Origin of the sequence: Tropicimonas sp. TH_r6 (assembly GCF_033101155.1) — a bacterium.
In the GTDB taxonomy this organism is placed as follows: Bacteria; Pseudomonadota; Alphaproteobacteria; order Rhodobacterales; family Rhodobacteraceae; genus Tropicimonas.
Genome location: NZ_JAWMPX010000067.1, coordinates 1 through 3,834, shown reverse-complemented (window position 1 = coordinate 3,834; position 3,834 = coordinate 1). Strand labels below are relative to the sequence as shown.

The 3,834-nt window shown below is 48.1% G+C and carries 2 protein-coding genes and 1 tRNA gene; all 3 read right to left on the bottom strand.

Annotated features, from left to right (window positions below):
- Positions 1–128: 128 nt before the first annotated feature.
- Positions 129–1,280, bottom strand: a complete 1,152-nt coding sequence (locus tag R3X27_RS25305) for a restriction endonuclease, SacI family (protein ID WP_317711687.1) — start codon at positions 1,278–1,280, stop codon at positions 129–131.
- Positions 1,277–3,151: a DNA (cytosine-5-)-methyltransferase gene (locus R3X27_RS25300; protein WP_317711686.1), complete on the bottom strand. Its 1,875-nt coding sequence runs from the start codon at positions 3,149–3,151 to the stop codon at positions 1,277–1,279. Before R3X27_RS25300 ends, R3X27_RS25305 begins: the two co-directional genes overlap by 4 nt.
- 233 nt (positions 3,152–3,384) lie before the next feature.
- Positions 3,385–3,460 (bottom strand) — tRNA-Thr (locus tag R3X27_RS25295).
- Positions 3,461–3,834 lie beyond the last annotated feature (374 nt).

The window sequence follows — 3,834 nt, the reverse complement described above, 5'->3', positions numbered from 1 at the left end:
ATTCGCGCGCCCTCCAAGCCTCTGAAAACAAAAGGGCAGATCGCCTCCCCGCGTAGCAAGTCACGCGAAGCGTAGTGTAAGTTATTCTGACAAAATATAGTAAAAACAGCGTTTCGAAAGTTGCAAAGTCATATTTGAGCGCAACATTCATTCCAAGCTATGCGGTGTTCATAGCCAACATCTTCGTCCTGCTCCACAATATCAGCGTAGAAATTCAAGAACTCCGTCGTGTCGGGCAAAAGACGGAGATAATACCTAACTGTTTCAAAAACCCCGTTGACAATAATTTCACAGCCATTTTGTTTCTCGAATTCCTCAGATTTTTCTACGATGGTTGCAGCCTGCTCATCATCAATCCCCACAGTGGAAAGCAAGTAATATCGGGAGACACTCTCGGCTCTAACTTTATCAATTGCCTCCAGCACATCTATCAGAGAGATACTTTTATCAAACTTGATTTCTACAGCCTCTACAGGTTTGCCGTTTTCAACAACAACGATATCTCCGACTGTACCGGCTTTTCGATCTGCCGATTTCATTCTCGCGAGTGGTTCAAGTTCCTGTGCGGAAAACCTGTCAATTTTGCTAATTAGGCAGCAATATATAGCATATATCGCAATCTGTGGAAGTCTTGGCGCGCCTGTTTTGTACTTCACACTCATATGCCTACGCAGCAATGAATCCACCGTTACAATTGGCAACGATTTTGGTCGTGTCAGCACTACTCTTTCGCGGTTTCTAATCTCAATAAGCGCAACAAATATCAGCAACAGCATTTTACGCGCTATATCACCTGTTTCGTCATCGTTTGCATAGTTAATCACGTTAACAAACAGCGGACCGACTTTCTTGGGTTGGGTCTTCAAAATGGAACCCGTTTCCAATGGACCTGCAAAGGAAAGTGTTTGGGTCAGCCAATGGCTTTCAACACTTCTCGGCAGTGAGTGTTCAATTAGGAAAGGGATCGTTGATCTTGAATCGAATGTTCTGGCTGCAAATCCATTTGGGTGTTCAGACTTGTGAGCTCGGACATCTTGCGCTGGATGACAAGCTTTTGCTGCCAATAAGGTCAGGGCCGCTCCACGGAATGCATGTTTCGCCCTCGCAAGTTCCAGTGTTTCCTCTGCGACTTTCTGGTCAAGGCCACATTCGGCAAGAAGAGTTTCAGTCCCGTTCTCAACAAAAACTTCCGCCGCGCGATAGGCAGTTTCAAGGATCTCATCCAGCATCTGGACCCGGCTTGTAACATCAACATCGGACCATTCCGTTACTTCATTCATACTGAATCTTCCTGAATTCTACTCTTTGTAGTAAACTCAACTTTACTCTCCACGAGAGCTCGCGGTGATAACAAGGGGAATGGGTAGGTGCAAAGGTATCTGTCGCGGCCGATGATCGGATGCGTAGTCTCAGTTCTGAAATCAAACCTCAAGGCACGGATGGCTTCCGCAAGAGCTGGCACTTTACTTTCACCAATTTGAAGTTGTTCCAGCAATGCTTTTTTGCTTACGAACTCTCCACAGTTTCTCGTTTGGGAAAAGTGCTGGATTGCAGCAAGAAGCACTTTGTTTCCCCCGGTGACGTCAATTTCGGTTGAGATGTCGACGACATCGCCCCTGTTTGCGTAGTGCCCATAAATATCGATCAAAGTGAAAAACTTCGAGCGAGCCGTCAGCGCCTTTTCCACCTCTTTCCACACATGAAAAACATCAGTGATAGATTTGATTGAGCAAGACGCCGAGAAATCTGCATACCTCGGCAAATACTTGCTTAAACCTGTGATTGATATTCTCATCTCACCAATTTTTTTCCCCGGTGAGGTGGAAGCAAAGTCCATCGAAATTGAGCTGTCCCGATCACGAATGGTAACTTTTGCTCCAGAAAACTTGGGAGTGTGCTTGCCGTCAGAAATGGTTCGCCCAAAAAAGGATGAGTATTCCGTATGAAACACCACTTCCGACTCTTTGCTGCTTCCAATCTCAGAAGGCTGCTTTCCGTATCGTTTTGAAATCGCCTTTTTTGCTATCCCTTTAAAACTCTTAGACCGCTCCCTTTGGCGCTGTCTGAACGTTGATTTAAAGTTTTCGGGCCTAGGTTCAAATTCTAGATCATTGGAGCCATCAAAGACTTGCTCACGAATTGATTGCGCAAAAGCTTCTGCCATTTTCGGAGGAACAGAATTGCCAATCTGTTCAAGTTGCACACCATAGCTCCCGACAAGTTCATAATCATCCGGAAATGTTTGAAGTCTCTTCAGCTCTGGAAGCGTAAAGTGACGGTTTTTCCAGTGAAACGGCCCTGTGAACTTTCCAGGTTGAGCTTTGATTGTCCGGCAAGGCTGGTCGGGATTGACCTTGTAGAGCAGGTCGTGAAACTTCGATCGCCATGCAAAAACAGGCTCAGGATGCCCCATTTCGGCAGTATAGAACGAGTAATTTAATCCCTCAGGAACCCCAGGTAGCAGGTGGCCGTACATGCCCCCTAAATCATCATGAAAAGGTTCCCTTCGGTCCTGGAGGTCATTGATTGCGGCCTTAACAGAAACGAGTGGATTGCTTGAGTTCGAGTCCGGACCATGTGTAGGCATCGGAAAACGATATGAACCCTGTTTCAATCCGACCATAATTAACCGTTCACGGTGCTGGGGAACACCATAATCGGCTGTGTCCACGACCTCAAAGGTCAAAGAATATCCGTGTTCTTCAAATGCTTCGACAATCTCGCGCCACGGCCCGCCTCCATTGGCACCAGGTAGTCCATAGACGTTTTCGAAGACGAATGCTCTTGGCTTCAGTGTATCGAGAATACGGCAGTAAACCTCATAGAGTTGGCCTCGGATATCCTCGGTGCCAATGACACCACCGGATCGACGTCCTGCGGCAGAAAAAGTCTGGCACGGCGGCCCACCGATTATGCATTCGACACCGGCATCTATGAACTGGGACTCATCGAATTCGGTTATATCTTGGTTGAACACCTTGGTGCGCTTGGAAAAATGCCTACCTGCCTTGATGTTCGCTTCAAGCGTAGCACAGTATTTCTTCTCGAGTTCAACACAAGCAAGGATGTCGTATCCAGCCTTATCGAAGCCAATGTCCAAACCGCCCGCCCCGCTGAACAAGCTGAGTGTGGGTATTTTTCTTATTTTCATTTGAGCTTACCCCACAGGTAGTGATTTTCCCTAGAAAGTATACACAATCTTGAGCACTAGGAAGCGCAAAATGCACCTTTTTTGGGCTTGCGCCTCCGACCATACAAAAGCACGTCGAGCAATCCCTAAGCCAATTTTCTGCAGAAAAACTGTGTTTATGCTGTACCTGACGAGCGTATCACTTCGAATGGCCGATCAATTATGACCTAAGTCTTTGCTTTTACTGCTTAAAATGGTGCCCCCACACGGACTCGAACCGCGGACCTACTGATTACAAATCAGTTGCTCTACCAGCTGAGCTATAGGGGCACATACACGACACTTTCTCGCAACCGCCTGCCGTAGCCCAAATGGTCCACGTGAGGCCGTTGCCAGACCAGAAACGCGCTTTCTCCACCACCGCTAAAGCGTATCTCTACACCGAGAAACGGAGATTGGCGGATTCACACGAATCTGACAGCGCTTGCTTACCGAGAGAGTTCAATTTGCGCAAGCCACCAGCCTCCCCCGGTCGCACCGGAGCCGCCTCGGTCGACGCCTGCCCCCCCCCTGCAATCCCGCCCGAATGTATTCGTATGACCTCAATGATCTCGATACCGAGCGCGGTGCTTCCGGTCGGAATGGGCGAAGGCCCGGCACATTGTCGAGCCGGGCCCTTTGGAGTCAGTGGTGATCGTCCTACG